The organism is Solibacillus sp. FSL R5-0691, from assembly GCF_037974225.1.
GTDB lineage: Bacteria > Bacillota > Bacilli > Bacillales_A > Planococcaceae > Solibacillus.
On sequence record NZ_CP150231.1, the window covers coordinates 1,461,397 to 1,487,514 of the forward strand.

26 protein-coding genes, 3 pseudogenes and 1 riboswitch are annotated in these 26,118 nt (G+C 39.2%); of the genes and pseudogenes, 20 read left to right on the plus strand and 9 right to left on the minus strand.

The annotated features are described in order from the left end of the window. Positions 1-7: 7 nt before the first annotated feature. From MKY51_RS07095 to MKY51_RS07160, 14 genes and pseudogenes are all read left to right on the plus strand, one after another. Positions 8-547 carry a cob(I)yrinic acid a,c-diamide adenosyltransferase gene (locus MKY51_RS07095; protein ID WP_339176153.1) on the plus strand — a complete coding sequence of 180 codons (540 nt, stop codon included), beginning with the start codon at positions 8-10 and terminating at the stop codon, positions 545-547. Then, entirely contained in the window at positions 547-2,040 is a 1,494-nt protein-coding gene (locus tag MKY51_RS07100) for a cobyric acid synthase (RefSeq protein WP_339176155.1), read from the plus strand. The genes MKY51_RS07095 and MKY51_RS07100 overlap by 1 nt, the downstream gene beginning before the upstream one ends. 5 nt (positions 2,041-2,045) lie before the next feature. Continuing rightward, entirely contained in the window at positions 2,046-2,888 is an 843-nt protein-coding gene (locus MKY51_RS07105) for a methyltransferase (protein WP_339176157.1), read from the plus strand. After that, entirely contained in the window at positions 2,881-3,921 is a 1,041-nt protein-coding gene (locus MKY51_RS07110) for an iron ABC transporter permease (protein WP_339176158.1), read from the plus strand. Before MKY51_RS07105 ends, MKY51_RS07110 begins: the two co-directional genes overlap by 8 nt. Before the next feature lies 1 nt (position 3,922). Then, positions 3,923-4,708, plus strand: coding sequence for an ABC transporter ATP-binding protein (locus MKY51_RS07115; RefSeq protein ID WP_339176160.1), 786 nt, complete (start codon positions 3,923-3,925; stop codon positions 4,706-4,708). 2 nt (positions 4,709-4,710) lie between these two features. After that, positions 4,711-5,694 carry an ABC transporter substrate-binding protein gene (locus MKY51_RS07120; protein WP_339176162.1) on the plus strand — a complete coding sequence of 328 codons (984 nt, stop codon included), beginning with the start codon at positions 4,711-4,713 and terminating at the stop codon, positions 5,692-5,694. Positions 5,695-5,762: 68 nt separating this feature from the next. Next, a complete protein-coding gene (locus MKY51_RS07125) occupies positions 5,763-6,500 on the plus strand; it encodes a sulfite reductase (protein WP_339176165.1) in 738 nt (245 codons plus the stop codon). Further along, a complete protein-coding gene (locus MKY51_RS07130) occupies positions 6,451-7,647 on the plus strand; it encodes a CbiX/SirB N-terminal domain-containing protein (protein WP_339176166.1) in 1,197 nt (398 codons plus the stop codon). Before MKY51_RS07125 ends, MKY51_RS07130 begins: the two co-directional genes overlap by 50 nt. A gap of 81 nt (positions 7,648-7,728) precedes the next feature. Beyond that, the gene (gene cbiB, locus MKY51_RS07135) at positions 7,729-8,685 is read left to right on the plus strand and encodes an adenosylcobinamide-phosphate synthase CbiB (protein WP_339176168.1); all 957 of its coding nucleotides are present in this window, start codon (positions 7,729-7,731) and stop codon (positions 8,683-8,685) included. Beyond that, positions 8,660-9,727 (plus strand): histidinol-phosphate transaminase, encoded by a 1,068-nt coding sequence (locus tag MKY51_RS07140; RefSeq protein WP_339176170.1) that lies wholly within the window; start codon positions 8,660-8,662, stop codon positions 9,725-9,727. The genes cbiB and MKY51_RS07140 overlap by 26 nt, the downstream gene beginning before the upstream one ends. Continuing rightward, positions 9,711-10,274 carry a histidine phosphatase family protein gene (locus MKY51_RS07145; RefSeq protein ID WP_339176171.1) on the plus strand — a complete coding sequence of 188 codons (564 nt, stop codon included), beginning with the start codon at positions 9,711-9,713 and terminating at the stop codon, positions 10,272-10,274. The genes MKY51_RS07140 and MKY51_RS07145 overlap by 17 nt, the downstream gene beginning before the upstream one ends. A 400-nt stretch (positions 10,275-10,674) precedes the next feature. Then, entirely contained in the window at positions 10,675-10,854 is a 180-nt protein-coding gene (locus MKY51_RS07150; protein ID WP_339176172.1) for a zinc-ribbon domain-containing protein, read from the plus strand. Positions 10,855-11,381: 527 nt separating this feature from the next. After that, positions 11,382-12,359, plus strand: a complete 978-nt coding sequence (locus MKY51_RS07155) for a hypothetical protein (RefSeq protein ID WP_339176173.1) — start codon at positions 11,382-11,384, stop codon at positions 12,357-12,359. Between the two features lie 170 nt (positions 12,360-12,529). Then, positions 12,530-12,901: pseudogene (locus tag MKY51_RS07160) on the plus strand (thioesterase family protein). 122 nt (positions 12,902-13,023) lie between these two features. On the opposite strand, the gene MKY51_RS07165 reads toward MKY51_RS07160, so the two are convergent. The 6 genes and pseudogenes from MKY51_RS07165 to MKY51_RS07190 all read right to left on the minus strand — a co-directional run bounded on the left by MKY51_RS07165 (position 13,024) and on the right by MKY51_RS07190 (position 17,285). Continuing rightward, complete coding sequence (locus MKY51_RS07165) at positions 13,024-13,407, minus strand: ribonucleotide-diphosphate reductase subunit beta (protein ID WP_339176174.1); 384 nt, start codon at positions 13,405-13,407, stop codon at positions 13,024-13,026. A gap of 291 nt (positions 13,408-13,698) precedes the next feature. Next, positions 13,699-14,280 (minus strand): annotated as a pseudogene (locus MKY51_RS07170) (ribonucleotide-diphosphate reductase subunit beta); the annotation flags it as partial. Beyond that, positions 14,268-14,699, minus strand: coding sequence for a hypothetical protein (locus tag MKY51_RS07175; RefSeq protein WP_339176175.1), 432 nt, complete (start codon positions 14,697-14,699; stop codon positions 14,268-14,270). The pseudogene MKY51_RS07170 and the gene MKY51_RS07175, both read right to left, overlap by 13 nt. A gap of 263 nt (positions 14,700-14,962) precedes the next feature. Next, positions 14,963-16,696, minus strand: coding sequence for a class 1b ribonucleoside-diphosphate reductase subunit alpha (gene nrdE / locus MKY51_RS07180; protein ID WP_339176176.1), 1,734 nt, complete (start codon positions 16,694-16,696; stop codon positions 14,963-14,965). After that, positions 16,693-17,061: a class Ib ribonucleoside-diphosphate reductase assembly flavoprotein NrdI gene (nrdI, locus tag MKY51_RS07185; RefSeq protein WP_339176177.1), complete on the minus strand. Its 369-nt coding sequence runs from the start codon at positions 17,059-17,061 to the stop codon at positions 16,693-16,695. Before nrdI ends, nrdE begins: the two co-directional genes overlap by 4 nt. Beyond that, positions 17,058-17,285, minus strand: a complete 228-nt coding sequence (locus MKY51_RS07190; protein ID WP_339176178.1) for a glutaredoxin — start codon at positions 17,283-17,285, stop codon at positions 17,058-17,060. The genes nrdI and MKY51_RS07190 overlap by 4 nt, the downstream gene beginning before the upstream one ends. 145 nt (positions 17,286-17,430) lie before the next feature. Further along, positions 17,431-17,616, minus strand: a riboswitch (cobalamin riboswitch). A gap of 174 nt (positions 17,617-17,790) precedes the next feature. Here MKY51_RS07190 and dut point away from each other — a divergent pair. Next, entirely contained in the window at positions 17,791-18,228 is a 438-nt protein-coding gene (dut, locus tag MKY51_RS07195) for a dUTP diphosphatase (RefSeq protein ID WP_339176588.1), read from the plus strand. A 342-nt stretch (positions 18,229-18,570) separates the two neighbouring features. Here the strand turns inward: dut and MKY51_RS07200 are convergent, their stop codons facing one another. Further along, positions 18,571-18,993 (minus strand): cobalamin biosynthesis protein CobN, encoded by a 423-nt coding sequence (locus MKY51_RS07200; RefSeq protein ID WP_339176179.1) that lies wholly within the window; start codon positions 18,991-18,993, stop codon positions 18,571-18,573. Between the two features lie 248 nt (positions 18,994-19,241). Between MKY51_RS07200 and MKY51_RS07205 the strand changes: the two genes are divergently transcribed. Continuing rightward, positions 19,242-20,129: an alpha/beta hydrolase gene (locus MKY51_RS07205; RefSeq protein WP_339176180.1), complete on the plus strand. Its 888-nt coding sequence runs from the start codon at positions 19,242-19,244 to the stop codon at positions 20,127-20,129. A gap of 168 nt (positions 20,130-20,297) precedes the next feature. Here the strand turns inward: MKY51_RS07205 and MKY51_RS07210 are convergent, their stop codons facing one another. Next, the gene (locus MKY51_RS07210; RefSeq protein WP_339176181.1) at positions 20,298-21,065 is read right to left on the minus strand and encodes a 3-hydroxybutyrate dehydrogenase; all 768 of its coding nucleotides are present in this window, start codon (positions 21,063-21,065) and stop codon (positions 20,298-20,300) included. 118 nt (positions 21,066-21,183) lie between these two features. Further along, positions 21,184-21,393: pseudogene (locus tag MKY51_RS07215) on the minus strand (GntP family permease); the annotation flags it as partial. A 174-nt stretch (positions 21,394-21,567) separates the two neighbouring features. Between MKY51_RS07215 and MKY51_RS07220 the strand changes: the two are divergent. From MKY51_RS07220 to MKY51_RS07235, 4 genes are all read left to right on the plus strand, one after another. Next, positions 21,568-22,104, plus strand: a complete 537-nt coding sequence (locus tag MKY51_RS07220) for a histidine phosphatase family protein (protein ID WP_339176182.1) — start codon at positions 21,568-21,570, stop codon at positions 22,102-22,104. 36 nt (positions 22,105-22,140) lie between these two features. Beyond that, positions 22,141-22,875, plus strand: a complete 735-nt coding sequence (locus tag MKY51_RS07225; RefSeq protein WP_339176183.1) for a metallophosphoesterase family protein — start codon at positions 22,141-22,143, stop codon at positions 22,873-22,875. 178 nt (positions 22,876-23,053) lie between these two features. Further along, positions 23,054-23,959, plus strand: coding sequence for a cation diffusion facilitator family transporter (locus MKY51_RS07230; RefSeq protein ID WP_339176184.1), 906 nt, complete (start codon positions 23,054-23,056; stop codon positions 23,957-23,959). Positions 23,960-24,150: 191 nt separating this feature from the next. After that, positions 24,151-26,091 carry a translation factor GTPase family protein gene (locus MKY51_RS07235; RefSeq protein WP_339176185.1) on the plus strand — a complete coding sequence of 647 codons (1,941 nt, stop codon included), beginning with the start codon at positions 24,151-24,153 and terminating at the stop codon, positions 26,089-26,091. Positions 26,092-26,118: the final 27 nt, after the last annotated feature.

The window sequence follows — 26,118 nt, forward strand, 5'->3', positions numbered from 1 at the left end:
CATTTTCATGGCGAGAAAAGGAATGCTGCTCGTATATACGGGTGAAGGAAAAGGCAAAACAACAGCTTCATTAGGTGTAACCTTACGGGCAATCGGACGTGGGATGACTGTGAAATATTTTCAGTTTATTAAATCACCGGAACGTACATATGGGGAACAGATTGCACTTCGTAAATTAGGTGTTGAAACCGTTCAGCTTGGCATTGGTTTTACATGGACAAAAACACCGGAAGAACATAGAGAAGCGTTAAAAAAGGCTTGGCAAATTGTAAAAAAAGAGTTGCAGGATGAAACGACTGATTTACTAGTTTTGGATGAGTTAAATAATGCATTGGCGATTTCAAAATTCCCGATTGATGATGTTTTACCTTTAGAAGAAGTAATTGAAGTAATTCGTAATCGACCGGCCACAATGCATTTAGTCGTGACAGGACGATCAGCACATCCGGATCTTATTGCAATGGCTGATCTGGTATCAACCGTTGATGCGACAAAACATTATTACAGCGAGCAGGATGTCACAGCGATGAAGGGGCTGGAGTTTTAGTGCAGGCAATCATGATTCAGGGCACCTCATCCGATGTGGGGAAAAGTGTACTATGTACAGCACTATGTCGCATTCTAGTTAATGACGGTTACCGGGTTGCTCCATTTAAATCACAAAATATGGCGCTGAATTCGTATATTACAAAAGATGGCGGAGAAATTGGGCGTGCCCAAGGGGTTCAGGCAGAAGCAGCAAAAATTGATGCAACGACAGATATGAACCCGATTTTACTGAAGCCTAAAGGAGAAATGGTATCAGAAGTGATTCTGCATGGTAAACATTTTGCAAATATGAATGCGGTCAGTTATCGTGAACAATTTGTAGAAGAGGTTATGCCTGAAGTTCGTACATCACTTGAACGTTTATCGGAGAACTATGATGTTCTTGTTTTGGAAGGTGCGGGAAGTCCCGCGGAAATTAATTTGAAAAGCCGTGATATTGCCAATATGCGAATGGCTCATGAAACAGATGCGGCCGTTATTTTAGTAGCGGATATTGAACGCGGTGGTGTTTTTGCTTCACTTGTCGGGACACTGATGTTATTGGATGATGCAGAGAAAGCACGTGTCAAAGGAATCATTATTAACAAGTTTCGCGGCATGAAAGAACTGCTGACAAATGGAATCGAGTGGCTGGAAGAGTATACAGGAATCCCTGTACTGGGCGTTATTCCTTATTTTGATGTTCAAATTGAGGCAGAAGATTCGATGGCGCTATCCAGCCTGCGCTTGAAAAAGCCACAGCAGCATGAATTTGCGATTGATGTCGCTGTCATCCGGTTTCCACGCATCTCCAATTTTACCGATATAGATCCTTTGTTTGAAGAACCGGGGGTAGGTGTGCGCTTTGTTACCAACCTAAGCGATTTAAAAAATCCGGATGTCGTAATTTTACCGGGAACTAAAAATACGGTGGAAGATTTTTTATGGCTGCAGCAAACGGGGTTGATGCAAGGAATTTTACAATTAGCGAACCAAAATGTCCGCATCATAGGTATATGTGGAGGTTATCAAATGCTAGGTGAGATCATTCGTGATGAGCAGGCGGTTGAAAGCACGGGCGGAACGTATTTAACTTTAGGTCTGCTGCCGATTGAAACAACATTTATAAATAGTAAGCAAACGGTCCAGGTTTCTGGAATGAGCTGTACAGGCCATGAGATTGAAGGGTATGAAATTCACTTAGGGCGCAGTGTAGCGACTAAACCGTTGAAGCCTTTCATCCAATTTTATGACGGCCGGACAGACGGTGTATATACGGAGCAAGTATTTGGTACATACGTACACGGGATTTTCCAAAATCGCCTATTCACACGTGATTATTTTAATACAATCCGTATACAAAAAGGGATGGAACCAATCTCAGGAGATGTCTTATCTGATTTTGAACGTCGCGAACAAGCCTATGAAATGCTGGACCGCCATGTACGTGAACATTTGGATATGGAGAAGATTTATTCGTTTATTTCCGTATCTACGGTTGAAAAGAGGTGAAATTGATGGCTGTTTTACATGGGCCACTCGCAATTGATTTTGAGCAGCTCTGGAAGGAAGGGATGCTGGACTGGCATGGGAATATGCCTGAACGGATGAAAAATGATGCGTTGGAAGAAGCTTTTTGGGCACAGTCGATGCAAAAAAAATCCTATAAACAAACGGATGCACATGCCGTTCCGATTTATGAAAAGATTCGTCAATACATACCACAGGGCGCAAGCTGTCTGGAAATGGGACCCGGTTGGGGGAATTATACATTTCCTTTAAGAGAAGATGTCGGAAAACTGACATTGGTTGATGGTTCAAAAAGTGTTTTGGATTACTTGCAGCAGTATTTCATAGAAGACGATGCAGTAAACTTTGTCCATGCGAAATGGGAAGAAGCAGCTGTTGAACAGCATGATATTGTAATTGGAGTCAATTGTTATTACCGAATATATGAGATGAATGATGCATTGCTTAAAATGAATGATCGTGCAAAGAAAAGAGCGATCATTGGTTTAACGACAGGTCCGATTCAACCACATTATGATGTTTTAGCAAGAGAATATCATTATCAGATTAAATATCCGAGACGGGATTATATTGAAATTTTAAATATGCTGTATCAGCTCGGTATTTACGCTGATTGTGAGATGCTGCCATTGGAGCGCGTTTATTACTATGATAATTATGAAGCACTCTATGAAGCACAAAGTAAAAAGATATTATCGAACCCTTTTGATTTTGAGCATGTTAAAGAGGTACTTGCCCGATTCGTTATAGAGGAGGAAGGCAAGATTGTTTACCGTCATAAATTTTATGCAGCGATCATTAGTTGGGAGCCGGTAAACTTTTATGAATAAAAAGAATTTTTGGCTATGGATGTCTATTTTAATTATTGTACTAGCAATATCGATTATTGGCGCAATCATGGTAGGTTCTGTAGGAATTACACCCCAGTTAATTATTGAGGTTTTACTTTATAAAATCGGAATTTTAAATGAAACAAATGCTACAAATGCTCAGCAAGTAATCATTTGGGAAATTCGGGTGCCACGCGTATTATTGGCATTTTTAGTTGGGGCTTCATTAGCAATATCGGGTGCCGCAATACAGGCTCTAGTAAAGAATTCCATCGCAGATCCATACATACTCGGTGTATCTTCGGGTGCATCTGTAGGGGCAACTTCGGTAATTTTATTCGGTGCATTTAGCTTTTTTGGAGTGTTTGCTTTATCCCTTGCCGCTTTTTTGGGTGCGATATTAGCCGTATTAATTGTCTTTATGCTTGCTCGTGTGAGTGGTAAAACTTCAATGATTCGATTGTTGCTTTCGGGAATTGCGGTTTCCATGGTGTTAGGAGCGATGACCAACTTTATGTTAATGATTTCCAAAGAACAAGGCGGTGTTCAGGCCGTCATGTTTTGGATGCTTGGCAGTTTAGGCGGTGCAAAGTGGTCAAATCTCGGAATACCTTTAGTTACTTTTTGTATCGTATTTCCATTATTACTACTAAGCTATCGTCAACTGAACGCACTGTTACTAGGTGAAGAAACAGCATCGACTTTAGGGATTCATATTGAACGATTCAGGCTGTTCATTATTATCATTGTATCTTTACTAACCGGCGTCGTAGTTGCTGTAAGCGGGAGTATCGGATTTGTCGGTCTCATTGTCCCGCATATTGTACGGATGATTGTCGGGTCCAATTATAAAGTAGTTTTACCGCTAAGTGCGCTGCTTGGAGCCATTATTATTATTTGGGCTGATATGGGTGCACGTATTGCAATTGCACCAGAAGAGATGCCGATCGGAATTATTACCGCATTATTCGGCAGTCCATTCTTTATTTGGATGCTTCGTCGCGAGCGCTATTCTTTTGGGGAAGGAGAATGAGATGATTCAGTTACATCAAGTTGAATTTTCGGTAGATGATAAGGAGATTTTGAAAAGCATTTCTTTGGAAATCATTGAAGGAAAATTTATAGGGATTATTGGTCCAAACGGCAGTGGTAAATCAACAATGCTTAAGATTTTGTACCGTCACCTGAAACAATCATCGGGAAAAGTAACTTTGCATGAACAGGAAGTCTGGGATATTTCCCCGAAAAAACTGGCAAGACAAATGGCTGTCGTTAGTCAGGAGTCCGCTATATTATTTGATTTTACAGTAAAGGATTTGGTAATGATGGGACGCACTCCTTATAAAGGCTGGCTCAGTTCTGATAACTCAGAAGATATGTCGATCGCAGACAGAAGCATGAAACTAGCCAATGTCGCCCATTTAGCCAATCGTACATTAAACAATCTATCAGGTGGCGAAAAAAAACGGGTAATGCTCGCACGTGCATTGGCACAGCAGGCAAGTATTCTCGTATTGGATGAACCGACAAACCATTTGGATATTGAACACCAGCTCCATTTAATGGATTTAGTCAAAGATTTACCGATTACGATTATTGCGGCGTTACATGATTTAAATTTAGCTGCAGCTTATTGTGATGAGTTAATTGTTATGAACGATGGAACATTACATATTCAAGGTTCACCGGAAAATGTATTGACGACCTCGATGTTAAAAGAAGTATTTCATATAGATGCAGGGATTTCTAAAAATCCGTTCACAGGGAAAATGCATTTATTTTTTTATACAAATACACGAATAGATACTATAGGAGATTAACAATGAAGATTCGTAAAAAACTATGGGCTCCGTTTGCCCTGGCATCAGCATTAATTTTAGGGGCATGTTCGGATGAGGAACAAAGTATAAAACAGGCGACAGCAGATTCGGATGAAACAGTTCAGGCAGTAACAATTGAAAATGAAGGCATGTCCATTACATATGAAGAAGCTCCCCAAAAAGCGATTTCCATAAATCAGCATGTAACAGAAGTAATGCTAGCACTCGGCTTGGAAGATTCAATGGTAGGAACAGCTTACTTGGATGACCAGATTTATCCTCCGTTACAAGAAGCGTATGACCAGGTTCCGGTACTGGCTGAACAATATCCTTCGAAAGAACAGGTTATCTCAACAGAAGCTGATTTCATTTACGGTGGCTGGGCGAGTGCCTTTAATGAGAAAAACTTAATGTCACGTGAAGAAATGGAACAATTGGGAATCGGCAGTTACCTGCAGTCTTCCTCAGTAAAAGTTGCTCCGGAGTTAGAGGATATTTACACGGATATCCGTAATATCGCAAAGATCTTCCGTGTTGAAGAGCGCGGTGAAACGTTGATAGATGAAATGAATGCAGATATTGAAAAGATTAAAGAAAAAGTTCCTACGGTGGACAAACCAATCGATGTTCTAGTATTCGATAGCGGTGATAAAGATGTATTTACAGCAACGCAAAACTTTATGAACACGCTCGTGAAAATGGCGGGAGCAAATAATATTTTTGGTGATATCGAGAAAAACTGGGCTACAGTTTCAAAAGAAGATGCTGTAGAACGTAATCCGGAAGCTATTATTGTAATTGATTACGGTTCCACTTCAGCAGAAGAGAAAATTAATTTCCTGAAAAATGATCCGGCACTGAGCCAAACACCGGCAGTACAAAATGAGCGTTTTGTTGTTTTACCATTATCGGCTGCATCAGAAGGTATTCGTGTGGCAGAAGCGCTTGAAATTATTGTAAAAGGTCTTTACCCTGATTCATTCTAATTTTTAAAATTAAAGGGATTCCACCGGTCGACACAAGTGCGTAATTGATGAATGGGAGCGGTGTATATATGCAAGAATATGCTAAGAAAAATTTTAAAAAGGCGTTGCAGCTGCCGATGCCGAACAAGACGTTTGCAAAATTAAAAGCAACGGATGACTATGTAGCATTAATTGTACGGCCAGGGTTAATAAACAAACATTTAACAAGTGATCAGCTGATTGTATTAGCGAATCTTGAAAAATCTGGCGCTGTAAAATATTCTGCCGGTCATAGTTTTATCGTTACTGTCCATCGTTCACATGTTGAGCAGGCAATGGAAAAATTAACGGAAGTGAATTTGTATGTGGCATCCCAAACACCAAGTGCTTTATTTAAATGTTGCGACTTTTGTGATGGGGATTTGTTAGACGGTTTACCACTTGCAAAGGACTTACTAGAACAAGTTGAACAAATGCCATTAAAAAATAGGGTACGCATCGGCTTTAATGCATGCACCCAAGCATGCTATAACGCGGTTCAGGATGACTTGGCACTCATTTTTCATAATGGCAAAGTTGATATTTACGGAGGCGCGATTCCAATGGGGAGACGTGCCAGTTCCGGGCATCTATTATTAAAAAAAGTACCGGAAAATCAAGTGATCGATCTTGTGAAAAATATATTAGGAAAGTACAATGCATCATCAATCGATAAGTTTTCGGCGTTCGTGCACAAAAATAAAACTTACTTTGATCAACTACTAGAAGGAGGACTCTATGACAACTTGGAATTTAAATCAAATGCAGCGTCATCTGTTAATTTGTAACGGGGCTACTTGTATGGGTGCAGGTGCAGAAGAAGTAACAAAGCAAATCCGGGATGAAATTCGTAAAAATCGTTTAGATGAAAGGATTCATACATCACGTACCCGTTGTAATGGTCGATGTAAAGATAAATGTGTTGTCATCGATTATCCGAAAGGGACATGGTATTCCGTTCAAAACGAGGAAACATCTCGTGCAATAGTTCAGGATACTGCTGAAGAATCATCCATTATTTATTCGGTGGAACATGGGGAAAGAATCCGACGTGAAAATCGAATTAAAGGGATCGATAAATATAAAAAAGGAAAAGGACCATTGAAAAAAGCAGTTTTATTTGTTGGGCATGGTAGTAGATTAGAGGCTGGAAATGAGGAAGTTCGTCAGTTTGTCGAGCAGACGAAAACGTATATTGATCCAGCACTACTAGTTGAAACTTGTTTTCTGGAATTTGCTTCACCGAATATAGAAGATGGGATTCAGCTATGTGTTGAAAGAGGCGCGGATGAAGTCCATGTAATTCCCATCATCTTATTACACGCAGGACACTCAAAAATGCACATCCCGGCCGAAATCGAACATGCAAGAGAGCATTTTCCGGATGTTCGCTTTACATATGGTCAAACAATTGGGATTCATGAAGAAATTTTCGAAATTCTTAAGTCGCGATTAACAGAAGTAGGCTTCAATCCTGATGAAAAATATGACGACACAGCTATTTTACTTATTGCTCGCGGCGGCAGTGATCCATATGCAAATGGCGATTTCTATAAAATTACCCGTTTATTATGGGAAAAACTAGACGTTCCTATAGTAGAAAGTGCATTTATGGGCGTAACGACTCCATCAGTAGAACAAGGGGTTGAACGCTGTATAAGACTTGGAGCAAAAAAAATTGTGATGCTTCCATACTTCTTGTTTACAGGGGTGTTGATGGAACGAATGGCTAAAATGGTCCAGCAGTTTACAGAGCAATATGAAGATGTAGATTTTTTACTTGCAAATTATTTCGGCTACCATCCGAATTTAAAGAAAGTATTGCTAGAGCGCATGGACCAGGCTTTAGACGGTACATCAACAGGGATGATCGATTTAGAGAATTTCCGAAAATATGCAGAAGAACATGGATATGAACATCACCACCATCATTAATGTTAAAGTTTATCCAGAGCATCGAATATGCTCTGGAATTTTCATTTCATATCAAACGAAAATAAAGGAGCGAGTGGCACGATGTATTTTATTATTTGTGTAATCGCAGTGCTCATCGATTGTATTGTTGGGGATCCGAAAAAATGGACACATCCTGTTATATATATCGGAAACATGATTTCTTTTTTCGAAAAGAAATGGAATCATGGCAGTGGCAGTAGAAGACGGATCAATGGATTACTAACAGTTTTTCTCACGATAAGTATCACAACGGGCTCGGTTTTCTTAATTGTCTTTCTTGCAATAAAAATACATCTTCTTCTTTGGCTTGTAGTCGAAATCTTTTTGATTAGTTTAGCTCTTGCCCAGAAATCATTAAAAGAAGCGGCGATGCTCGTTTACGATTCCTTGAAAGCGAATGATTTACCCGAAGCAAGAAAATATTTAAGCTGGATTGTAGGCCGTGAAACGAATCATCTGGATGAACCTGAAATAGTACGGGGTGTCGTTGAAACGGTTTCAGAGAATACGAGTGACGGTGTGACGGCTCCGCTTATGTATGCGTTATGTTTTGGTGCAACCGGTGCATGGTGCTATAAAGCGATTAATACGCTGGATTCGATGATCGGGTATAAAAATGAACGGTATGCTGATTTTGGCTTTGCTGCAGCTAAATTGGATGATGTTGCGAACTATCTGCCCAGCAGAATTTCCGGGTGGTTCCTTATTATATTTATAAAATGTGAGACGGCAAAACCTTTCAAACACCGCTATAAAAACTGGCTAAAGGATGCTAAAAAACATCCAAGCCCGAATAGTGGATATTTGGAGGCAGCTACTGCTGTTCAGTTAGGAATTCGTTTAGGCGGGTTTAATCGTTATGGCGGGGTGGAATCCTTCCGTGCTTATATGGGTGAACCGTACGAAACGATGCAAAGAATACATATTAAAAAAGCGATCCGGCACATGTATGTTTGTACATGGTGTGTAGTGATAACAGGGGGAATATTGTATGCAATTGCCTGCACATGGGGCTAATGCGGCAGCATTATATAAAGCGTTGAATTTAAAAATGCCGGATCAAGTCATCGATGTGAGCGAAAATGTCAATCATCTGGGGGTACCGAAGCAAGTAAAGCAACAGTGGCAAAACCTGTTAGAAAAAATTGCTGGCTACCCGGATGAACAAGCAGAACCATTTCGATCGCAAGCGGCAGCTGTTCACCAAGTAGCAGCCGATCAAGTTGTCGTTACAAATGGTGCGGCAGAGGGCTTAATGGCTTTGGCACAGCTTTTCAATGGACAGGAGATTGCTTTGTTACAGCCAACATTTTCGGAGTATGCTAGAACACTAAAACAGCAGAATTGTGTCATTCAATCTATTTTAGCTGACGATATTGAAACATATCGATTTAATGAGGAAATATTGGAGAAACAGCTGAAAGATGTCCATGCTTGCTATATTTGCAATCCGAATAATCCTACAGGCGTATTATTGAAAAAATATTGGATTGAACAGTTGATTAAAAAGTATCCCCACTGCGATTTTGTTGTCGATGAAGCGTTTATAGACTGGACCGATGAATCGGAGAGCGTTGTTTCATTGGTAAACACCTATTCCAATCTATTTGTCGTACGATCCATGACAAAAATGTATGCACTGGCAGGGGTTCGTCTCGGTTATGTCATCGGTCAACAGGCAGGAAAACTCCGTCATTACTTGCCGCATTGGAATGTGAGCGCGATTGCAAATGAAATCGGCTGTCTCTGTTTACATGACAAGGATTTTGTGAAGGAATCTCGTGAAAAGAGCAGTATCTTACGAAGTCAGATGGTGAAGGACTTAAAATTAATTGGTTGTAAAGTATCTAACAGTGCAGCGAATTTCTTATTGTTTCAATTACCGGAACAGTATAATTCGGATAAATTTTTTGAGTATTTATTAAAACGAGGAATCGTATTGCGCCATACAAAAAACTATGTCGGCTTGGACGGCGTATGGTTTCGAATCGCTGTAAAAAGTAAAGCAATCTGGACAAAATGCAAGGATGAAATAACGAAATATGTCAAAAATCATTAACTACTACCGTCATGGTGAAACTGTCTGGAATAAAGAAGGGCGTCTGCAAGGATGGCTTGACTCAGAATTAACGTCAAAAGGAATTGAACAGGCAATGTCCGTTAACTGGAATCCGGAGATTGTATTCTCCAGTGACCTGAAGCGTGCAGTGCAAACAGCCCGTCTCATGTTTCCGGACCACACCATTCATAAAAACGATACATTACGTGAAATCAAGCTAGGTCATTGGCAAGGCAGCTATATTAAGGACCTTCAAAAGGATGAACAGTATTGTTGCTATATGAATTCGCCTGAACTGTTTATCAATACGACTCAGGAATCCTTTGGAGACGTAACGAACCGGATGATTGCATTTCACGAATATTTGTTACAGTTACCGTATGAGAGAATCGCTGTCGTTTCTCACGGTGTTGCCATTGCCTGTTTGATTACTGCGCTTCATAAACAGCCTTACAACCAGCTATGGGGTTATCTGTTGAATGGTGCTGCTTGTTTTTCTGTAGAAGGGGATAGTCAACAATTACATAAAGATATTTTTGTACAGTAATAATGGGGGAGAGCAATGATTTACGATGTTTGTATAATTGGCGGTGGTCCTGCCGGGATGTTCAGTGCATTTTATAGTGCATCTAGAACTCATAAACGGGGCGACACATGATGCAATGCAAGCAGTTAATGTAGCCTTTCAATATATAAACGAAGGGGCGACTTACCAGCCGATAGTTTCAACACATGACCCGATTTTTAAAGAATGGATAAAATGAACAAATTAAATAGGAAGAATCGCTATACCAGATTTTCGGTATAGCGTTTCTTTTAGAATTAAAACGTATCATCAGTTATAGGGGCTACATTACTAATTGTTAGAATTTTTAATCATTTTCATTTACAATTTAGGTGAGAATATCTTGATATAAAAATTACGAATAAAGGTTGGTGAATGATTTATGAGAACAGTTACTGAGGAGAAATCTATTGCTAAGTTATTTCCAGAACTTCTTGTTGAATGGGATTTTTCTAAAAATGCAACTATTATCTCTCCAACTGAAGTTTCTAAAGGTTGTAATTTAAAGGTATGGTGGATTTGTCCAGAAAATCATTCTTATGAAAAAAACAATGGAGCTTAGGCTAAGGAGCTTTGGTATGTTGATTTTTCGAGTGCACAATAGAACTCGCACAAACAATGTTAAATGGTTAGATCTTAACTTTTCTTATGTTCCAAAGTCAAAGGTTGTTAAACCAATGTAAGTAATCTCCCAATTTCAAGAGAGAGAAAAAGCGAGGGAAAGAAAATGAAAAAAGGAATATATGCTTTGGTGATTAATGGGAAATATTATATTGGAAAAGATCATTTAATTGAAAAAAAAAAAGAATTAAAGATCATATTAATTTATTACTAAAAGGAGAGCATTATAATCGTTATTTACAAAAGGCATTCGATAAGTATGGGGATATTCAGACATATATCATCGCTACATATGAGAATATTTCAAAGGAAGGTCTCTCAGTAGAAGAACGCAGATTTATTCAAAAATATGATTCTTATAAAAATGGTTATAATCTAACCTTAGGTGGAGAAGGTGGACATGGTTTAATAATTACCGAAGAACGTAAGAGAGAAATGTCTCAACGAATTACAGGGGAGAAAAATCCAATGGCAAAACTAACTAATGAACAATTTTTTGAATTAGTAGATTTGTTTGTCAGTGGAAAGAGCAATAAATTTATCGGAGAATTATATGATTTGCATGATAGATATGTTTCACTTATTCGTCATAAACATAGATTTAAAACTTTATGGGCTCTAGTGGAAAATTACATCCCTACCAAATCAAATGATGTTGCTGAGTTGTTAGGTAATGTCACAGAAGAAGAGTTTTTAATGATAGTAGAGGAAATGTTAGAGGGAAAAACTAATGCTGAAATTGAAGAAATCCATACACTGCCATCTGGCACAGCAAGTCGAATACGTAATCGGAAGTTATATAATAATTGGTGGGAGAAACACTTTTCTGAACGTGAGTGTATAGATAATAAGATAAAAGTGGCTCATCAGCGAGAAGTAAAAAGGAAATTAGTCGAAAATGGAAAGAGAATGAAGGGAAAAGGAATTTCAGAATCGACTCGTAATACAATGATGAAGAACAATGGAAAAAGCAAAGGTATAATTATAGATGATGTGTTTTATCATTCAATGATGGAAGCTGAACGACAGCTACGTATAAATCGTAAAGTTATTGCTAAAAGGCTAAAAGATAAGGCATACCCTAATTTTATAGAGGTTCAGATAAAGAAAACTCCTAAAGGGGAGTTTTCACATAATTCGAGGAAGAGTAAACGAATTTGCGTTGATGGGATTGAATACGCTTCAATAATGGAAGCGAGTCGTCAGCTAGGTATCCCGAATAGAACTATATCAGAAAGAGTTAAGAGTGAGTCCTTTTCGAATTATAAGTTCATTGAAGTTGGAGAAAATCCTTTATCTAAAAAGGCAAGAAAGGTACTTATTGACGGTATTGAATATCAGAGTGTTAATTTTGCTTCAACAATATTAAGTATAGATAAAAATATACTAGTGAGAAGATTAGTTAGCGAAGCGTATCCTACTTATAAATATATCGAAAATGTCTGAATTAGATTTCTGATTTTAAAAGAGATTATGGAATTACAAATTGCTTAAGGGCGCATTTATAAGCAAATTGGATTTGAGGATATTGGTTTTTGGTCAATAATTCGTTATGAAGAGGGAAAATAAGGGGGACAAAAATTATGAGAATTTTATTAGCAGAACAACCAATTTAAATCAATACCTATGATATTGATGCGATGGGCATTGTCAGTAATATTGTGTACGTGCGGTGGTTTGAGGATCTACGCATGGCTTTTTTAAATAATCATTATCCATTGGCAGACATGATGGCTGTGCAAATTTCACCAATCTTGAAAACAGAAATAGAATACAAAGTTCCTTTAACAATTTTTGATAAACCGGCCGGACGGTGCTGGATGGTGAAAATCGGACAATCCAGCTGGGAAATGGAGTTGGAGATTACTACCGAGAAGCATGTTCATTGTATGGGGAAACAATTCGGCTGATTTTATCATTTAGAAAAGAAAAAGGTTGCGAAGATTCCGGAACCATTAAAGAAGCTTTTTGAAACAAGCAGTAAATAGTTAAATTAGGAGATTGCAAAAGAAGAATATAAAGATGATTATTCATTTTTACAATAAGCAAGAATTAATCTAATTTGAAAAAAACGCTATGGACCATGACCAAAAACCATAGCGTTTTAATTTTAAAACTTAAATGTATCATCCGTAATAGGGGCCACTTTAGCCACCGCGTAAGTTGCTCCTTTTTGACTGAAGAAATCATAGGTGGACCCAGTATTGGAAATTCCGTTCATGACAACCGGGTTGACTTCCTCGTCAGGGAACATCGTGTCGAGCCCCAAGTTCATAAGCGCTTTATTCGCATTGTAGCGTACGTATTTTTTAACTTCGGGAGATAGTCCCGTTTCTGCGTATAAATCATCGGTATACTTCATTTCATTCTGATATAAATCGAGTAAATATTCATAGCCCCACAAAGTTAGCTCCTGCTGTTTTTCTGTTGGGAACGTTTTGAAAATGTTCTGGGCGAAAAAGCCGACTGCTACTCCGTGGATTGATTCGTCCATTTTGTTTCAAGTAAGTTCGTCATTCTTACTTCTGCTATATGCAGCTTATAATTTCTTATAAGATCAGATCATATCATATATAGCTTTTGCTATATCTCTCCGCTTCGGATACCATTCTTGACTTGTATCCTACTCTACTCGCTTCCATGTAAAAACATGTGCTTTCGATGACCGTTGCACCTTATTGATAGTTTTCAATCTCTTAACTATCAATCTTGGCTCAGGATTGTCCTCGACTAAACGTTAGGATGTTCCCTGAATTCAAAGAGTTTTACTTGCGCCACGATATTAACGCAAGATTAAGCTAATCACTTCCGCACTGTTTCGCAATACACCCTGTCCTCCCAAATAAAGAGGGTAGAAGAAGCCGGAATAGAATAAGAAGCTTTCCAGCATAACTGAAGCGAACATTGCTTTCCATAAACTTTCCGGGTCATCTTCTTTTATCGCGGTGTATACTTCGCCGATGCGGTTAGCCTTATATTGAAGAAACTCATTTTTTTGCACCCATTCAAAAACTTCGTCAATTTCCGTGTTTGTGCATAATGTTGTAAAAATATACGAATAAGACTTTGCATGGATTGCTTCAAACGATCCGAATACGGTCAACACCGCTTTTTCCTGAAAATCAGGTGTATACTTGGCAATTTCATTCATGCCGATGTTCGTTTGTACCGTATCAAGCAATGTCAGGCCGCCGAACACTTTTTTGTATGTATCCTGATGCTCGAATTCCTTCCATTGTTTGACGTCTTTACTGACTGCGATTTCCTCGGGGAACCAGATTTGTTTCCATTGCTGATCCCAAAAAATACGTGCGAGTTCGCTCGTCGGGGTATTCCAGTTGACCGCTTTATACGTTAAATTTGACATGCGACACACTCCTCAATTGTAAGTAAACGTTGGCGTACGTAATAAACGGTTTTAATGCCACGCGTCCACGCATAAATGTAGACTTTTGCTAATTGTTCTGTGTTCCACTGATCCGTCACGTAAAGTGTCATGGAAATCCCCTGGTCGACATGCCTTTGCGCGGCTGCGTAAAGATCGATCAGTTCATACGGGTTAACTTCATATGCTTCGGTATAAAGTTCCTGGTTATCATTCGTTAAAAATGGCATCGGATAAATTGTTCGACTGTCCGCATAGTCACGTACTTCCACACGTTCAGTAACAGGGGCGATGGAAGCGGTACAGCTGCGGATGTAAGAGATACTGCCTGTCCTTAATACCCTCAGTTTCCTGATATTTAAAAGGGAGTAGACTATACAATATAGGCGTTTGCCTACCAAGTATTATAGTCGTTGAACCTTCACCATAAAAAGGTGCTTGGCTGCTGATTACCGATTGTATTGGCACTTAGGACATATTTAGCGAGAATTCCAACCTCACAAAATATGCTTTTTTTCACCTTATGCTATCCAAAAATTTTTTTCTGCTTTCGCAACGTTCACGTTTATCGTTTCCAATTACGTTGTCGTATTTTTGGCTTTACGGCTTTCCAGCAATTTCACTTGTTTTGACACTGTTTTACAACAATGAAAGCCCTAGTCAGTTAAGGCGCGATTGCAAGTCGGTAGCTATGGAATAATCCATATTGCTGAACTTGTTTTTTCAATTCCTCCCACATATTTTGAGTAATAATCGGTGTACCCCCAAGTGCTTTAATCACTTCAGGTGTAAGTTCTTTTTCTTCTTTATTTATATAAGTTTCAAAGTAAACACCGCTCGCATAATCGCTTTCCTCAAATTGATAAAACGTTTCGTTCTTTTGCTTCGCGATTTCCATTGATGCTTTTAACGAGTAATAGTTCAGTGCTTCCATAAACGAATCGATAAATTCAATGGACTCTTTGGAACCATAACGGATGCCGCTTTGTACGAGGTGTCCATGCAAGTTCATGACACCTAATCCAACTGAGTGCATTACTTTGTTCGCTTTCGATACAGAAGGGACGTTGACGATATCGGTCATCGTTGAAACATTCGTCAAAAGACGCATTGCTGTTTCAACAAGCTGCCCGAAATCCTGAACTTTCGTTGCTTCGTGAATATCGATTGAACCTAAATTACAAGAAACATCGAGGCCATATTCATTCGGCTCATTCTGGTCTGTAATGACACTTGTTTGCTGGTACTGAAGAATTTCACTACAGAGGTTCGACATCTTCACACGCCCGATTTCCTTTAATGGATGGGCGTTATTGACATTATCATCGAATATTTCGAACGGGTAACCTGATTCAAACTGCGCTTTTTTTATTTCCGTATATAATTTACGGGCATTTAATCGTTTCAGTTTACGGATGTTCGGATTATCCAATAGTTCGTAGTACATTTCCGTAATCGAAATTTCCGACATGCGTTTGCCGTATTCTTTATAAATATCATAAGAACTGAACAAAACGATATCTTTATCACGGCGCATCAGTTCAAAGAAAATATCCGGTAAAATAATGCCTGTCGATAACGTAGCAAGTCGTATTTTATCATCTGCATTAGGTTTTTTAGACGAAATGAATGACTCAACATCTCCGTGAAAAACATTTAAATAGACGACGCCGGAACCGTTTCGCTGCCCCAATTGGTTGCTGTAAGAAAACGAATTCTCCAGCAGTTTCGCAACGGGCATAACCCCGCTCGCACGGTTTAAGATCCCTTTAATCGGATCCCCTAATGGACGCAGATCGGTCAAGTTTACCCCGACACCGCCGCCTAAACGGGAAAGCTCCAAACAATAACCGATGTTCTCGGCGATTGAATTCATCGTGTCATCCATTGTCAGTTTAAAGCATGAAACAAGCTCACCGCGCGCCTTTTTCCCGCTGTTTAAAGCAGTTGGGGTTGCCGGCTGGTAGGCAGTCATAACCGCTTCAATGGCATTTTCCGCCAATGTTTCATCACCTTGTGCTAAATAAAGGGCAATGATGACAATCCGGTCCTCATATTTTTCAAGAATCTCATTTCCGTCCCGACTTTTCATCGCATAGCTTTCATAAAATTTCGAAGCACTCATGAATGAAGGGAACCGGAACTTGTAGGAATAGGCTTTTTTGTACATTTGTTTAATAAAGTCCATCGAGTACAGTTCCAAAAACTCTTTTTCATAATAGCCTTCATCGACCAAATAGCGAACTTTTTCCTCAATATCGATAAAATAGCGCAGACGGACATTGACGTCTTCCAGAAAATAGCGGCGTGTCGCTTCTTTGTCTTTCGCCAAATCCAGTTCGCCGGTTGCGCGGTAACGGTTTAATATATCATTATTTAATGTTAAATACTGTTTCATATCGATGCCTCTTTCCAAATGGAGTAGTAGTAATCTGTAATCGATTCGTAATTAGCCGGAGTTCCTCGCATTTCCACTTTTTCTATTAACGGAATTCCGTATTGTGCAGCTAAAGTGTCACCAGCACGGCCGAAAAAATCATGACCGAAATTACGGTTTCCGCTTACGATGATTCCTTTGCATAATTCGTAGTTTGCCGTCATGAACTGGTCGACGATAGGGGGGACAGAGCCTAATCCATCCGTATACGTAAGTAACAGATACGGTTCATCGATTTTTACCACTTCGGCCAGATCCATAGCGGGCAAGCCGAGTTTTTGCACGATATATCGTACATTGCCAGTTCGTGAAGCATAAATGATCATGCAGTTATTTCAGAAATGCGATCGATAATAGAAGTCGGCTCTGCAATAAATTCACCGTTTATTTCAAATAACGGCACTGACTGAAAACCTGCATCGATTACTTGTTGTTTTGCTTTTTCATCCTGATCAATATTAATGACTTCTACTTCCAATTTGGCTGCATCAAGTTCGGATTTTACCCAGAGACATTTTGGGCAAATTGTTTTCGTATAAAGTTTCATCATAGAATCCCTCGCTATATAAGTATTACTAATGATTGTGCCGTATATATTTTGCGGAAAAAAACAAAAAAAGCTATCCCGGAAAACAGGATAGCTTGAAATGGAAACGGAAAGAGAGCGCGCCTCCATTTCCTATTCCCCGAAGAAATGTACGTAGTTTTAACGAGGCAGGTCTCCTGGCTTTGCTTCATCCGTCAGACGTACCTTCCCATGCCAGTAGCACAGTGGTCTATTCGCCTTCAGTCAGCATTTACAGTTGCGGGGACAGCGTTGGCTTTGCACCAAACTTCCCTTTTAAACTACATTTAGTAGTACCTTGTTAAAAAAACACAATATATAGTTGAATTGAGTATAAGCGTTAACAACCTAAAAGTAAAGGGCCTATTGAATGATTGCATAAATCCAACCAAAACCCTAGACAACTCCCTCCCTATTGAAAATTAAGAAAAAATATGGTTTTGTTATAACTGCATGAAGTTAGTATATAAAAAGAGAAAGTTGGATGAATATGTCGATTCAATTAAAAATTAAGAAAACCAACCCCGAAGCCGTAATGCCGAAACAGGCACGAGAAGGGGATGCAGGGATGGATTTGAGTGCGGTTGAAGACAACGTTTTACTGCCTGGAGAATACGGGTTAATTAAAACCGGACTTCAAATCGAATTGCCGGAAGGAACAGAAGCTCAAGTACGTCCACGTAGCGGATTAGCATTGAAACACGGGATTACTGTGTTAAATAGTCCAGGTACGATCGATGCAGGCTACCGCGGTGAGGTCGGGGTTATTTTAATTAATCACGGGAAAGAGCCGTTTACGATTGAAAAGGGGATGCGTATCGCTCAGTTAGTCGTTCAATATGTTCCGCAAGTTTTCGTTGAAGAAACGGACGAGCTGACAGATTCGGAGCGCGGTGACAAAGGCTTTGGTTCGAGCGGAGTGAAATAATGGAAAAAAGCCTGGTTCCAGATGAACTCAGGCTTTTTCTAATCCTCTTTTTTCCACTTTATATAATTGTACGTAGTTTGAATCCCAAAAAGTAGTATGAAAAATAGCGTGAAAAATATAAAGAGATTAGTGAAACCTTCAAACAAATAAATAATGATCAACGCTATGATACAAATGGGAATGGAATAAAGGTCGCGCAAAAATTTACGGCGGTATGATAGCCCATGATAGGCGATTTTAAATCCTTTATCCACTTTCGGTTTTTCCCGGTAGTAGATTGATAGAATAAGTGGTGTAATAAAAACTAAAATAAGTATGAATGCAATTGAAAAATCAATCATTTTAATCACCTTTCTTTCCTGTTGTCACAATATCGATTTGCGTCACAATTTTTGTAATCGGTAAAAACGTTAATTCACATTGATAATGCCCATCAGGGAAGTCTTTGTAAGTACTGGATTTAATATTGTAAACTTTATTTTCAATCGTAACCTCAGTCGTATCGATACTTCTGCCATGCCCATTTACAAAGGTGATTTCGCAACTTCCTCCAGCAGTTTTCTGATCACCTGTCTGCAGATGATAGAAATCGTAGCTGTAAATCCCTGAAACAATCAGCATAAACAACGAAAGCACGCCAAGCATAATTGTGTTCAAATTATAGGGGGATACTTTCTTATTTACGAATTGCCGGATAAAAAAGAAAGCAGCAATGATAAATAATAAAGTGAAAATGATAAGTGCACTGTAAAATCCAATAAGCATGAACATGCCCCCTCTAAACTCATTTCCTAATTTACGAATAAGTTGGAAAAAAGTTTCAAAATGATCTTATTTTTATTTTATTGGAATAATAAGAGATTGAAGTTACATAAGGACTTTTCTAGCGAAGTATAAATGTGCATATGTATAAGGGTAACGTTTTTCCGTTTAGAAGGGGATCAATCGATTTTAGGCGAATTGATAACAAAGGGAAAATGTTAAATTGGGTGTGAGATAAAGGGAGGCATTGTATGCGAAGTGTGCAAAGTGTATTGTTTGAGAAGTTTTTAGTGCTGCGCGGAACGAAAAAGAAATTTATGGATTTACGCCTGCTCGATGATTTTATTGCAATGAAACATAATGAAAGACCGTATGAACTGGATGCTAAATTCAAAGAGCAGCACCAAATCCAAAAAGACGAACTGAATGGCATGAACTATTACACGATCAATGAACAGCAAACACCGGAAAAGGTCATTTATTATTTCCATGGTGGTGCCTATATTAATGATCCACTGATTTTTCATTGGCGCTATTTAGTGAAGCTTGCACAGGAATCAAACTTCACGATTGTCGTGCCGATTTATCCGAAGCTGCCTAAACATACACATAAAGAGTGCTTTACTGCCATTCATGATTTATATGATCAGCTCGTTTTAAAATATGATGCGCCGTTTATTTTTATGGGGGATTCAGCAGGCGGTGGACTGGCATTGGCGCTGGCGCAGGATGTAAAGAGGTTCTCAAAAAAACAGCCACAGCATATTGTTCTACATTCCGCATGGCTCGATGTCCGCGGTGAAGATCCGCGCTATAAAGAACTTGAAAAACTGGACCCGATGCTAGGTGTGCTAGGTGCACAGGAGCTTGGCAGGTTATGGGCGGACGGATTGGAGTTAACCGACTACAAAATAAGTCCTGTCCATGGGGGACTGAAAGACATCGGTCAAATTACCGCTTTTGTCGGAACTGGTGAACTGCTGCTTGTCGATGCAGCTATGTTACTGGATAAAGCAAAAGAACAAGGTGTAACAATCCATTACTTCGAATACCCGAGAATGAATCATGTTTTTCCGGTATTTCCGATTCCGGAAGCAAAGAAAGCTATGAAACAACTGCTCGATATCATAAAGAATTAACTCAAATGAATAATCGTATAAAATATATATTATCCGACACGATTAAGTGATTGGTGGAAATTTATCGGCCAAATTAACAGTAGTTTGTAAGGGGAAAGTGAATTGAACTAACAGAAAACAGGTGTGTTGAAAATTTTAAATTTTAAATTTCAACACACCTGTATTTAATTATTGTATTGTGTACCCACCATCTAAAACGACAGCCTGACCAGTCATTCCTTTTGCATCCTCGCTGGAAATAAATAAAGCGAGATTAGAAATTTCCTTTACATCAAGTAATCGTTTTTGGGGAACGAGTGGATAGATTACTTCTTCCAATACATTTTCGAGAGGAATATTGCGTGTTGTTGCCAAGTCTTGCAGTTGGTTTCGAACAAGTGGTGTATCTACATATCCTGGACAAATTGCGTTAACCGTAATGCCATCTGATGCCGTTTCAAGTGCCGCGACTTTTGTTAACCCGATAACCCCATGTTTGGCTGAATTATATGCGGCTTTTCCTGCGAATCCAACGAGTCCATTTATGGAAGACATATTAATAATACGACCAAATTTTTGTTTTCTCATATGTGGTAATACATGTTTGGTTAATACAAATGGAGCTGTTAACATAATTTTTAATAAGAGTTCGAACCGTTCTGTTGGAAAATCTTCTAACATTGCTACATGTTGCATCCCAGCATTGTTTATAAGTATGTCAATCCGGTCAAATTTTTGGATTGTTTCATTTATTGCAGCTATAATTTCTTCTTCTTTTGTAACATCGCATTTTAATCCAGCAGCTCTTTCACCAAGCGTGCTCGCTGCTGCTTTTACTTTTTCTTCATTAATATCTGTCAGCACGACAAAAGCACCTTTAGTATAAAAATCTTTTGCTATTTCAAATCCTATACCCTGTGCTGCACCTGTAATGAAAACCACTTTATTTAGTACCACCCAAAAACCGCCTCCTAGATCAGGAGCCAAAAGAGCTGGCTCCGTTTAATTTTGATTGTCCAAGCACTATTGAAAACTCTCTGTATATAACACAGCCCACTTCATAACTACCAGCCTATTAAACTAATCCGAAGAATGTATAAAGAGCGATAATAACAAATACGGCTAATGTTTTAATGATGGTAATAGCAAAAATATCACGATAAGACTGCTTATGTGTTAATCCTGTTACCGCCAGCAGGGTGATGACCGCGCCATTATGAGGAAGGGTATCCATCCCTCCTGATGCCATAGCAACAAAACGGTGCATAACTTAAGGTGGAATATTGGCCGCCATAATTTAAATTGCATGCCTTGGTAAATTTTTTATCCAATCTTCCATTTTTTGTTACCTCACGTCTTCTATTATTTGTATGTATTAGTTTATACTGTATATGAGTAAGTGGCTATACATAATGTAGTGGTAGTATGTCTTATCATGAAGTGCAAGGAGATTTCAGATATGAAACTGTATGTAATTCGTCATTGTGAAGCTGAGGGACAGGCACCGGAAGCATGTTTAACTATGGCTGGTAAGGAAGCAAGTGAGCGTTTAGCAGAATTTTTACAGCACTTAAATATAGAACGAGTCATTTCAAGCCCCTATACAAGGGCAGTCCAGACAATCCAGTCTTTTGTTTTACAAAATAATATTCCGTTTAAATTAGATGATCGTCTAAAAGAAAGGGTATTAAGCAGTGTAGATCTTCCCGACTGGTATGAAAAGTTACAACAAACCTATATCGACAAGGATTTAAAATTCCTGGGCGGGGAATCAAGTAATGAAGCCGCACAACGCATTAATGAAGTTGTAGAAGAATTAAAACAAAGTACTCATATGTCATTGGCGATTGTTACACACGGCAATATAATGTCATTACTACTCAATCATTTTCAATCGGATTTTGGTTTTGAAGAATGGAAGCAGCTGTCAAATCCGGATGTCTTTGAAATAGAGTTTAGCAATAATCAAACTGTTGTAAACCGAATATGGCAGTAAAAAGCGCAAAATAGGTTGCAGAAAAGCAGGTGCAATATGAAAAATTATTTCATTATTAGTGATATCCACGGTCAATATAAAGCATTTGAAAAGTTATTAACATATTGGAATCAAAAGGATACACTTGTTTTACTTGGCGATTTAATCGATCGGGGACCAAGGTCTTATGAGGTCGTGCAAAAAGTTATGAACTTAAAGCGGCAGTACGGAGAACAGGTTATTTTTTGTAAAGGGAATCATGAAGCGATGCTGCTGGATTTTCTCGACAATCCCGGACAAAAGCACGCTTTCTATTATAAATATGGCGGTCGGGAAACAATGGCTTCATTTTTAAAATATTTACCGGATGAAGTAAGTGAGCTGGACCCGATTGAACAAGCGGAGATCGTAAAAGAGAAATTTGCAGAGGAATTGGATTTTTTAAATAACGGCAAATTATATGAGATTGCAGGGAATCTGTTGTTGACACATGCTGGATTTGATTCGAGTTTTGCGACAGTTGAGGAAACAGACGATGATAATTTCTTATGGATACGCCAACATTATAAACACGAAAATAAAACTCCGTATATCAATGTATTTGGCCATACACCATTACAACATATTCATGAATGCAATGATATTTGGATTAGTAAAGATCAAAAATATATTGGAATAGACGGTGGATGTTATTTTACAGGTCAATTGAATGGCATCGTTTTGTCGGAAGAAGGTCAAATCGTTCATATCTATGCCGTTACGTCGGATAAAACCGAAAACTATGATAATTGACAAGGATTGTTTAGATTAAGTAGAAAGTTATAATAAAATAATATTTTTCTTGTATGTATGTTTTTCCATGATTTTTTGGTATACTATTATTAACGATATGTAAAAGAGGTTATCCCGTTCGATTTTGTGCGGGGTAACCTCTTTCGTGTTTAAAGAAGTTTTTCAGGGAGGAAACATTTTGGAGCAATATACAAATTTACGAGCGGGCGAAAAAGGTGCCTATTTATCGATTATTGCCTACATATTTTTAAGCGCGCTCAAATTAGCGGCAGGGTACCTAGGGGATTCAGAAGCATTAAAGGCTGACGGATTAAACAATACAACGGATATTATTGCTTCAGTAGCCGTTTTAATCGGGCTCAGAATTTCCCAGCGACCACCTGATGATGACCATCGCTACGGACATTTTCGTGCAGAAACGATCGCATCACTTGTCGCTTCATTTATTATGATTTATGTCGGTATCGAGGTGCTTATATCAGCAGCTGAAAAAATCGCCAATCCGATCGACCAGGATCCTTCCATTTTAACAATTATTGTTGCCGTGTTTAGTGCAGCAGTCATGTTTGCAGTATATAAATATAACTTGAATCTCTCAAAAAGAATTAACAGTTCTGCTGTAAAAGCGGCAGCCTACGATAACCGTTCTGATGCATTTGTCAGTATCGGAACAGCAATCGGTATTTCTGCAGCAATATTAGGTTACCCGATTGTCGATACGATTACTGCCTTCATTATCGGTTTAATCATTATTAAAACAGCGATAGAAATCTTCAAAGAAGCGGTGTTCTCGTTAACGGACGGATTTGATACGGAATTGATCAGTTCGATTGAAGAACGTGTTTCGAAAATTCCGCGTGTCCGTGACGTTACCGATGTCCGTGGCAGACAGCACGGCAGCTTAATTCTTGTCGATATTACAGTAAGTGTAAATCCTAATCTCAATGTACGTGATTCACATGCCATTACGGAGCAAATTGAAAATGAAGTGAAGCAGTTGAATCCTTATGCGACAACACTTGTTCATATTGAACCGTATGACCCGAAAGAGTTGATTATTTGTGAAGATGATTTCCACTTCTAATGGATAAACGATATACAAGCTGTTCTCCTTTACTGGCCGTGAAAGGAGAATGGCTTTTTTCTATGAATGAATCAAAATTATTCATCTTCTGTTAAAATGTAAGTACTTGCGAGCTTCATACCTGCGTTAGGTTCTTTAACAAGAGTAACTTACATAGATTCTAAATTTACAAAAAAGAAAGAGGAATACTATTGCATACTACTATCGGGATAGTCGCTCATGTCGATTCTGGCAAAACGACATTTAGCGAACAATTACTTTATCATACAAATGCGATTAAAAAGCGCGGTCGTGTCGATCACCAAGATGCTTTTTTAGATAATCATGCGATTGAACGTCAGCGCGGGATTACAATTTTTGCGGAGCAGGGACGGATCGATTACAACGGGCAAGTGTACACACTGATCGATACACCGGGGCATATCGATTTCGCACCGGAAATGGAGCGTGCGGTTCACGTGATGGATGCGGCCATTGTCATTATCAGTGCGATCGATGGAATTGAAGGGCATACGGAAACCGTTTGGCATTTGCTGAGGGAACACCATGTGCCGACATTCATATTCATTAACAAAATAGATCGTGAAGGAGCGAATGTTGATGCAGTAAGGGCTGCAATTAAAAAAGACCTATCCCCAAATGCCCTCCTGTACAACAATGGCATTGTTACTACAGTAAAAGAGTGGCTTGCGGAACGTGACGAGCAGCTGATGGAAAAGTACTTTGCTGACGAATTAACGGAGCATGACTGTACCGCAAAGCTGAAAGAGATGATACAAAAGGAACAGGCCTTTGTTTGTATGTCGGGTTCAGCTCTGAAAGATGAAGGAGTACTGGAGTTTTTCGAAACGATTGCGAAACTGACAGAAACAACATTCGATGCGAACGGACCATTTAAAGGGAAAGTTTATAAAATTCGCCATGACAATCAGCAGCGCCTCACATTTATGAAAGCTTTATCGGGTGTTTTAAAGGTGCGTGATGAATTTACATTCGGTGAAACGGCCGAAAAGGTAACGGAAATCCGGCTATATAATGGCAACAGCTTTACGACGGTTCAGCAAGTGCAGGCAGGTGATATTTTTGCGGTGAAGGGACTGACGACGCCGATTATTGGTGATGTGATTGGCGCTAATGAAGCAAACCCTGCCCAATTTGAAATGGTCCCGACATTGCAGGCGAAAGTAATGTACGAAGGTGAATTACATATTAAAGAACTTCACCGGATTTTCCGTGAAATTGAAGCGGAGGAGCCGAGTTTACGAGTTGTATGGAATGAGAAATTCCAGGAGATTTCGGTTCATGTTATGGGGACGATTCAGCTGGAAGTATTAACGGAACTGGTGAAGGACCGCTTCGGAATTGACGTGCAATTCGGCAAACCGCAAATTCTTTATAAAGAAACGATCGCTACCCTTACTGTCGGTTATGGCCATTTTGAACCGCTAAAGCATTATGCGGAAGTGCATCTGAAAATGGAACCGAACACGCGTGGTACAGGCAACACATTCTCAAACGAGTGCCATGCTGATGATTTAACTGTCGGACATCAGCGGTTAATCGAAAAGCATCTATTTGAGCGGGACCATCACGGATTGCTTACAGGTTTTCCGGTAACGGATATTCATTTTACGCTGCTAACTGGACGTGCACATAATAAGCACACAGAAGGCGGGGATTTTCGTGAGGCATCATTTCGAGCATTGCGGCAAGGGCTTGAACAAGTGGGAAATGTACTGTTGGAACCGTATTACAGATTTAAGTTGAAAGCGTCAAACGACCATATCGGCCGGATGATGTCCGATATCCAACAGGCAAGCGGTACATTCGAGGCACCGATTTTAACAGAAGACACCGTGACATTATACGGGCGGGCTCCTGTAGCAACCTTTATGGATTATTCCACTCAATTTGCCGCTTATACAAACGGGAAAGGCGCGTTAACACTGCAATTCGATGGCTATGATGTATGCCATAACAGTGAAGAAATCATTGAACAAATTGGCTACAATAAAAACGCCGATCCGGAATATAGTTCTTCGAGCATTTTCTGTGCAAAAGGGAAAGGTTACAGTGTCCCTTGGCATGAAGCAAAAGACGCGATGCATTGTGAAGTACAGGAAATTGAATAACGAAGAGAAGGATTTTGCAGGACAATA

What these genes read in the sequence shown, in the direction of transcription:
- MKY51_RS07190 (WP_339176178.1), bottom strand. Translation starts at nt 17,285, where the DNA reads ATGATGAAACTTTATACGAAAACAATTTGCCCAAAATGTCTCTGGGTA.
- nrdE (WP_339176176.1), bottom strand. Translation starts at nt 16,696, where the DNA reads ATGAAACAGTATTTAACATTAAATAATGATATATTAAACCGTTACCGC.
- MKY51_RS07205 (WP_339176180.1), top strand. Translation starts at nt 19,242, where the DNA reads ATGCGAAGTGTGCAAAGTGTATTGTTTGAGAAGTTTTTAGTGCTGCGC.
- MKY51_RS07155 (WP_339176173.1), top strand. Translation starts at nt 11,382, where the DNA reads ATGGCAAAACTAACTAATGAACAATTTTTTGAATTAGTAGATTTGTTT.
- MKY51_RS07110 (WP_339176158.1), top strand. Translation starts at nt 2,881, where the DNA reads ATGAATAAAAAGAATTTTTGGCTATGGATGTCTATTTTAATTATTGTA.
- MKY51_RS07225 (WP_339176183.1), top strand. Translation starts at nt 22,141, where the DNA reads ATGAAAAATTATTTCATTATTAGTGATATCCACGGTCAATATAAAGCA.
- dut (WP_339176588.1), top strand. Translation starts at nt 17,791, where the DNA reads ATGTCGATTCAATTAAAAATTAAGAAAACCAACCCCGAAGCCGTAATG.
- MKY51_RS07095 (WP_339176153.1), top strand. Translation starts at nt 8, where the DNA reads ATGGCGAGAAAAGGAATGCTGCTCGTATATACGGGTGAAGGAAAAGGC.
- MKY51_RS07165 (WP_339176174.1), bottom strand. Translation starts at nt 13,407, where the DNA reads ATGGACGAATCAATCCACGGAGTAGCAGTCGGCTTTTTCGCCCAGAAC.
- MKY51_RS07130 (WP_339176166.1), top strand. Translation starts at nt 6,451, where the DNA reads ATGACAACTTGGAATTTAAATCAAATGCAGCGTCATCTGTTAATTTGT.
- MKY51_RS07120 (WP_339176162.1), top strand. Translation starts at nt 4,711, where the DNA reads ATGAAGATTCGTAAAAAACTATGGGCTCCGTTTGCCCTGGCATCAGCA.
- cbiB (WP_339176168.1), top strand. Translation starts at nt 7,729, where the DNA reads ATGTATTTTATTATTTGTGTAATCGCAGTGCTCATCGATTGTATTGTT.
- nrdI (WP_339176177.1), bottom strand. Translation starts at nt 17,061, where the DNA reads ATGATCATTTATGCTTCACGAACTGGCAATGTACGATATATCGTGCAA.
- MKY51_RS07115 (WP_339176160.1), top strand. Translation starts at nt 3,923, where the DNA reads ATGATTCAGTTACATCAAGTTGAATTTTCGGTAGATGATAAGGAGATT.
- MKY51_RS07125 (WP_339176165.1), top strand. Translation starts at nt 5,763, where the DNA reads ATGCAAGAATATGCTAAGAAAAATTTTAAAAAGGCGTTGCAGCTGCCG.
- MKY51_RS07150 (WP_339176172.1), top strand. Translation starts at nt 10,675, where the DNA reads ATGAGAACAGTTACTGAGGAGAAATCTATTGCTAAGTTATTTCCAGAA.
- MKY51_RS07140 (WP_339176170.1), top strand. Translation starts at nt 8,660, where the DNA reads ATGCAATTGCCTGCACATGGGGCTAATGCGGCAGCATTATATAAAGCG.
- MKY51_RS07105 (WP_339176157.1), top strand. Translation starts at nt 2,046, where the DNA reads ATGGCTGTTTTACATGGGCCACTCGCAATTGATTTTGAGCAGCTCTGG.
- MKY51_RS07220 (WP_339176182.1), top strand. Translation starts at nt 21,568, where the DNA reads ATGAAACTGTATGTAATTCGTCATTGTGAAGCTGAGGGACAGGCACCG.
- MKY51_RS07145 (WP_339176171.1), top strand. Translation starts at nt 9,711, where the DNA reads ATGTCAAAAATCATTAACTACTACCGTCATGGTGAAACTGTCTGGAAT.
- MKY51_RS07200 (WP_339176179.1), bottom strand. Translation starts at nt 18,993, where the DNA reads ATGCTTATTGGATTTTACAGTGCACTTATCATTTTCACTTTATTATTT.